Here is a 7,028-nt window from a genome sequence, read left to right on the forward strand (position 1 = left end):
GGCCCCGAAGCCCGCCGCGAAGTCGGAGTCCAAGGAGGCTCCCGCTCCCGCCGAAGAGGACAAGGTCACACCGCTGCGCGGTCTGCCGAAGACCCTCGCGGCGAACATGGACGAGTCGCTCACCGTGCCGACCGCCACGAGCGTGCGCACCGTGCCCGCGAAGCTGATGATCGACAACCGCATCGTCATCAACAACCACATGGCTCGCACCCGCGGCGGCAAGGTCAGCTTCACGCACCTCATCGGCTGGGCGCTCATCCGCACCCTCGACGAGTTCCGCAGCCAGAACGTGTTCTACGCAGAGGTCGACGGCAAGCCCTCGGTGGTCGCACCGGCGCACGTCAACCTGGGCATCGCGATCGACCTGCCCAAGCCCGACGGCACGCGCGCCCTCATGGTGCCCAGCATCAAGCGCGCCGACACCCTGACCTTCACCGAGTACCTCTCCGCGTACGAAGACCTGGTCACGCGTGCACGAGGCAACAAGCTGACCGCCGCCGACTTCCAGGGCACCACGGTGTCGCTCACCAACCCCGGCGGAATCGGAACCGTGCACTCGGTGCCGCGTCTCATGAAGGGCCAGGGCTGCATCATCGGCGCCGGCGCCCTCGAGTACCCGGCCGAGTTCCAGGGCGCGAGCGAGAAGACGCTCAACGAGCTGGCGATCGGCAAGACGATCACGCTCACGAGCACCTACGACCACCGTGTCATCCAGGGAGCCGGCTCCGGCGAGTTCCTGAAGAAGGTGCACGAGCTGCTCATCGGCCAGCGCGGCTTCTACGACGACATCTTCGCGGCGCTCCGAATCCCCTACGCACCGATCCGGTGGAACCCCGACATCGCGGTCGATCTCGCCGAGCGCGTCGACAAGCAGTCCCGCGTACAGGAGCTCATCAACTCGTTCCGTGTGCGCGGTCACCTGATGGCCGACATCGACCCGCTCGAGTACGTGCAGCGTTCGCACCCGGACCTGGAGATCGAGAGCCACGGCCTCACCTTCTGGGACCTCGACCGCGAGTTCGTCACCGGCGGTTTCGGCGGACGACGCATCGCGAAGCTCCGCGACATCCTCGGCGTGCTGCGCGACTCGTACTGCCGCACGCTGGGCATCGAGTACATGCACATCCAGGACCCGGAGCAGCGCCGCTGGTTCCAGGAGAAGGTCGAGGTCAAGTACCAGAAGCCCGGCCACGACGAGCAGCTGCGGGTCCTCCGCAAGCTCAACGAGGCCGAGGCGTTCGAGACCTTCCTGCAGACCAAGTTCGTCGGCCAGAAGCGCTTCTCCCTCGAGGGCGGCGAGTCGCTGATCCCACTGCTCGACGAGATCCTGCAGGGAGCGGCCACGGCAGGCCTCGAAGGGGCTGCGATCGGCATGGCCCACCGCGGCCGCCTGAACGTGCTCACCAACATCGCCGGAAAGACCTATGGTCAGGTCTTCCGTGAGTTCGAGGGCACGCAGACGCCGGGCAACCAGCGCGGATCCGGTGACGTGAAGTACCACCTCGGGACCGAGGGCACCTTCGTCGCCGATGACAAGTCGGAGCTCCCCGTCTACCTCGCCGCCAACCCCTCGCACCTCGAGACGGTCGACGGCGTGCTGGAGGGCATCGTCCGCGCCAAGCAGGACCGCAAGCCCATCGGCACGTTCGCGTGGCTGCCCATCCTCGTGCACGGCGACGCCGCGTTCGCCGGGCAGGGTGTCGTGGTCGAGACCCTGCAGATGTCGCAGCTGCGCGGCTACCGCACGGGTGGCACGATCCACGTGGTGGTGAACAACCAGGTCGGTTTCACCACCACCCCGAACGACGGCCGCACCTCGATCTACTCGACCGACGTGGCCAAGACCATCCAGGCCCCGGTCTTCCACGTGAACGGCGACGACCCGGAGGCGGTCATCCACGTCGCGCAGCTCGCCTTCGAGTACCGCGAGCGCTTCCACCGCGATGTCGTGATCGACCTGGTCTGCTACCGCCGACGCGGCCACAACGAGGGAGACGACCCCTCGATGACGCAGCCGCTGATGACCGACCTCATCCAGGCGAAGCGCTCCGTCCGGCGGCTGTACACCGAGTCGCTCGTCGGCCGAGGTGACATCACCGAACAGGAGTACGACGAGGCCAAGGCCGACTTCCAGAACCGACTGGAGATCGCCTTCGCCGAGACGCACGCGGCCGAGACCGGTGCCCTCCCCGTCGCGCCGGAGACGCCGCCCGTCGAGGACCAGGTCGGCGCACCGGAGGTCACCGGCGTGCCGAGCGAGGTCATCCAGATGATCGGCGATGCCTTCGTGAACAAGCCAGAGGGCTTCACGGTGCACCCGAAGATCCAGCAGCTGCTCGAGAAGCGCCTCGACATGAGCCGCAACGGCGCCATCGACTGGGGCTTCGGCGAGCTGCTCGCCTTCGGCTCGCTCCTCGTGGAGGGCACCCCGGTTCGTCTGGCCGGGCAGGATGCGCGGCGCGGCACGTTCGTGCAGCGGCACGCGACCCTGCACGACCGCGCGAACGGTCAGGAATGGCTGCCCCTGTCGAACCTCTCCGACGCCCAGGGACGCTTCTTCGTCTACGATTCGCTGCTGAGCGAGTACGCGGCTCTCGGCTTCGAGTACGGCTACTCGGTCGAAGCCCCCGAGGCGCTCGTGCTCTGGGAGGCGCAGTTCGGCGACTTCGTCAACGGCGCTCAGTCCGTCATCGACGAGTACATCTCGGCGGCCGAGCAGAAGTGGGGGCAGCAGTCCAGTGTGACCCTGCTCCTCCCCCACGGCTACGAGGGTCAGGGACCGGATCACTCCTCTGCGCGCATCGAGCGGTTCCTGCAGATGTGCGCGCAGGACAACATGATCGTTTCGCGCCCGTCGACTCCGGCCTCGTACTTCCACCTGCTGCGCCGCCAGGCCTATGCCCGTCCGCGCAAGCCGTTGATCGTGTTCACCCCGAAGGCCATGCTGCGTCTGCGTGGAGCGACCAGCCCGGTCGAGGCCTTCACCCAGGGCCGGTTCGAACCTGTGCTCGACGACGACCGCGGTCTCGACCGCGCCGCCGTCAAGCGCGTGCTGGTGCACTCGGGCAAGGTGCACTGGGACCTGCGGGCCGAGCTCGAGAAGAACCCGAACCCCGCGGTGGCGCTGGTCCGGCTCGAGCAGCTGTACCCGACTCCGATCGACGGCCTCAAGGCCATCACCGATTCCTACCCGAACGCCGAGCTGGTGTGGGTGCAGGAGGAGCCGGAGAACCAGGGCGCATGGCCCTTCCTCGCGCTCGCTTTCGCCGACGTGCCGGGAGACCGTTCGTTCCGTCCGGTCTCGCGCCCGGCTTCGGCCTCGCCGGCGACGGGATCCTCGAAGGTCCACGCGGCAGAGCAGGCTGCGCTGATCCAGGCAGCCGTCACACTCGGCTGATCGTCTGCACGAAAGGGGCGCCGCGACTCAGGTCGCGGCGCCCCTTCTCGTTGCTGCTTCTCATCGCTGCAGGCCGACCGAGCAGTGCTCAACCCGCGGCGAAGGCCATCTGTGTGAGACGCCGATCCGTGCTGAGGTGCCCTCGAGCTCGGTCCAGCGCCGCCTGCTCCACCCCGGCGGCGGCCAGCACCAGAAGAGCCGCGCCCAGCACCGGCGGAGCGTCCACGATCTCCAGGCGTGCCGCCGGTGCGTGTTCCGCCAGACCTGCGCGGATGGTCTCGAGCAGGAAGGGATCGCGCCCTCTGGCAACGCCGCCGCCGAAGACCACCGGCACCTCGACGTCTCTCAAGTCGAGCCGGGCCACACACGCTCGCACGAAAGCGACGACCTCCTCGGCCTGGCGTCGCACGACTGCTCGAGCCACGTCATCGCCGGCGGTCGCGGCTTCGAACAGCAACGGAGCCAATGCCGCGAATCCCTGATCCGCACGGCGACCCAGGTGCACGTCCTCGACGAAAGAGGCGACCGTCGGCGCTCCGCTGGCCCGCAGGAGAAGAGGCACGAGGGCGGTCTGCGGTCCACGTCCGTCCTCTGCACGGGCGGCATGCCAGACGACGGAGTCTCCGAGCTCCGCGCCCCCGCCCCAGTCCCCTGAAAGCGGCCCCAGCGCGGGGAAACGCACGGTGGAGCCGTCGGAGCGGACGCCGATCGCATTCATCCCGGTTCCGCAGATGACGGCGATCGCATCCTCGGCGTCGGTGCCCGCGCGAAGAAGTGCATGCAGGTCGTTCTCCACGACGGCAGCCTCAGCCCAGGCAAGCGGCGAGAGGGCCTCGTGGAACGTTGCGATCTCCTCGGCGAGATCCAGCCCGGACAGGTACAGTCCCACGGACGCGAGCTCACCGGGGGCATGGCTGCCGAGCGCACGTCGTACGAGATCGTCGATGACATGCACGGACTGCTCCAGACCATCGATCTGCGGGCTCGAGCCGGGGCCGCGCTCCCACGCGAGGACATCACCGGTGACGTCGAGGAGCACGACGTCGGTCTTCGAACCGCCTCCATCGACGGCGAGGACCAGTGCAGCTCTCCCCTGCACCGTCACGCCCACTCCAGGAAGCGCCCGTTGGCCGCCAGCAGGAGGTCGGTCAGCTTCTCTGCACGTTCGTGCTGCAGCACGAGCGGATGGGCGCGCATCGCCCGGAGCACGCGGTCTCGTCCGCCTTCGACGGCGGCCTCCAGCGCCAGGCGCTCGTATCCTGCCACCGCACTGATCAGACCGCTGATGTCGTCGGGGAGGGCCGCGACCGGCTCAGCCACGAACCGGTCGTCGATGTGGCGCGCCGGCACTTCGATCACGTGGTCATCAGGGAGGAACGGCAGCACACCGTCGTTGCGCAGGTTGACCACGCGCGGCTGGTCCGTGCCGCCGCGAATCGCGATCAGGAGCTCGATGGCCGCCTCGGAGTAAAACGCTCCCCCACGCTTCTCCAGGATCTCCGGCTTGGTGTCGACGCGTGGATCCGCATACAGGCCGAGGAGCTCGTTCTCGATCGCGCGCACCTCGGCGGCCCTGGTCGCGTTGTGGCGCTGTTCGTGCAGCACCTCGTCGTGCGCGTAGTAGTAGCGCAGGTAGTAAGACGGAATCACTCCGAGCTGAGCGAGCAGGGCCGGCGCGAGTTCGACCGTGTCCGCCAGGTCGCCGACGTTGTCCTCGATCGCCTGCGGGAGCCTGTCGATCCCATCGATGAAGACCCCGCGCTCCCACGTGAGGTGGTTGAGGCCCACGTGCGCGAGTGCCACTCGATCGGGTTCCACTTCCGCCTCCGCGGCGAACCTCCGCTGGAAGCCGATCGCGACGTTGCAGAGACCGACCGCGCGATGCCCCGCCTGCAGGAGTGCGCGGGTGACGATGCCGACCGGATTCGTGAAGTCCACGATCCATGCGTCCGGCTTGGCGTGCTGCCGCACCACGTCGGCGATACGGAGCACGACGGGGACGGTTCGAAGGGCCTTTGCGAGTCCCCCTGGCCCCGTCGTCTCCTGGCCGATGCAATCGACCTCATGCGGCCAACTCTCGTCCTGCTCCCTGGCATCCTGTCCCCCGACGCGCAACTGGATGAGCACGGCATCCGCATCCGTGACGCCCACGACAAGATCATCGGTCGTGAGAAGCCGAGCGGGATGGCCGCCCTTGGCCAGCATGCGTCGAGACACGGCGCCGACGAGTTCCAGACGGGTCGGATCCGTGTCGACGAGCACCAGCTCCTCGATGGGCAGTTCGCGATGCAGGCGGATGAATCCGTCGATCAACTCCGGGGTGTATGTCGATCCTCCGCCGACGATGGCGAGCTTCATCTGGTCTCCTTGTTCTGATGGTCGTGCGCCGCCGAGGGGCGTCAGTCCGTGGGGATGCGTTCTTCCAAGACGGTGCGGATCTGCTCGACGAGCAGTCGACGTGCGCCGACCAGCACAGCGCGCTCGCCCGTGCCGCTCACGCGCACCTCCGGAACCGGCCTCTCGTCGTTCGCCGCCTGCGCTGCGACCAGCTCGGCGAGGCGGCGGCCTCCGGCGAGACCGGTCGGCCCGCCCAGCACGATCATCGCGGGGTCGAGCACCATGAGGACCGGTTCGATCGTGAGGGCGATGCGTTCGGCCACGGTCTGCAGCACCTCGTCATGGTCGGCAAGAGCGCGGATCCCGTCCGGATAGTCGCGCTCCCCATCGCCCAGGAGGTCGAGGATGATCTGCGAACCGAGCAGGTCGGTGGTCACCGCTCCGGGCTCACCGGTTCCGGCGGACACCGTGAGGTAGCCGATCTCTCCTGCGCTCCCGTGCGCGCCGCGATGGATCGTGCCCGCCAGATCGACGCCGACGCCGAGACCGATACCGACCCAGAGGAAGGCGAAACTGTCGACGTCCTGCGCCACTCCCACGGAGCGCTCCGCCATCGTGGCGAGGTTGACGTCGTTCTCCAGAGTCACCGAGACCCCGAGCTCTGCTTCGATCCGCGCCCGCGCACCGAAAGCCGGCCAGCCCGGCAGCGAGTCGGTGAGGGACAGTGTGTCCTGCCCACGGCTGACCGCAGCTTGCACCGCAACCGTGACCGTCTCGACGGTTCTGCGATCCGCGCCGGCCGCAGCGCACGCGGCATCGATGGCGCGGGAGATGTCGCGCTCGGGCGAACGGTCCTCCCCCTGCACCGGAAGGTCGACGATGGGGTAGGTCGACCCCGCCGCATCCACCAGAACAGCTTGAATGCTGCCGTCGAGCATGTTCACCGCGACTCCGGCCACCCTGTCGGTCCGCACGCCCCAGCTGACGGCGCTCGGACCGCGGCTCCCGGCGACCTCGCCGACCGGGAGCACCAGTTGCGCACGCTCGAGCCGGGCGATCATCTGGGTCGCCGTCGGTTTCGACATCCCCGACAGCTCCCCCAGGCGGCTCCGCGTCAGGGGACCGTGTTCGAGGATCAGCCGAAACGCCTCGCGGTCGTTCCTGGTCCGCAACCAGGCTGAGGTTCCCGGGTCGATCTGTGACATGTGTCTCTTCCTTCTGAGCGGCCTGTTCAGCTGGTGCCGAGTTCGGTTCGGACCTCGTCGCGGAGGCGGCCGAGGTTGTCGGGCTCGGG

At 68.2% G+C, this 7,028-nt stretch carries 4 protein-coding genes; 1 reads left to right on the top strand and 3 read right to left on the bottom strand.

All coding sequences use genetic code 11. The annotated features are described in order from the left end of the window. Positions 1–3,397, top strand: a 3,397-nt coding sequence (locus AX744_RS11805) for a multifunctional oxoglutarate decarboxylase/oxoglutarate dehydrogenase thiamine pyrophosphate-binding subunit/dihydrolipoyllysine-residue succinyltransferase subunit (protein ID WP_061017068.1), incomplete at its 5' end; no start/stop codon positions are given. Between the two features lie 88 nt (positions 3,398–3,485). Here AX744_RS11805 and AX744_RS11810 read toward each other — a convergent pair. The 3 genes from AX744_RS11810 to AX744_RS11820 are packed head-to-tail and all read right to left on the bottom strand — an operon-like array spanning position 3,486 to position 6,939. Continuing rightward, the gene (locus AX744_RS11810; protein ID WP_231728797.1) at positions 3,486–4,502 is read right to left on the bottom strand and encodes an N-acetylglucosamine kinase; all 1,017 of its coding nucleotides are present in this window, start codon (positions 4,500–4,502) and stop codon (positions 3,486–3,488) included. Next, positions 4,499–5,755, bottom strand: coding sequence for a family 4 glycosyl hydrolase (locus AX744_RS11815; RefSeq protein WP_061017072.1), 1,257 nt, complete (start codon positions 5,753–5,755; stop codon positions 4,499–4,501). Before AX744_RS11815 ends, AX744_RS11810 begins: the two co-directional genes overlap by 4 nt. A gap of 41 nt (positions 5,756–5,796) precedes the next feature. Next, positions 5,797–6,939 (bottom strand): ROK family transcriptional regulator, encoded by a 1,143-nt coding sequence (locus AX744_RS11820; RefSeq protein WP_061017074.1) that lies wholly within the window; start codon positions 6,937–6,939, stop codon positions 5,797–5,799. Positions 6,940–7,028 lie beyond the last annotated feature (89 nt).

Origin of the sequence: Microbacterium sp. CCH5-D1 (assembly GCF_001557335.1) — a bacterium.
GTDB lineage: Bacteria > Actinomycetota > Actinomycetes > Actinomycetales > Microbacteriaceae > Microbacterium > Microbacterium oxydans.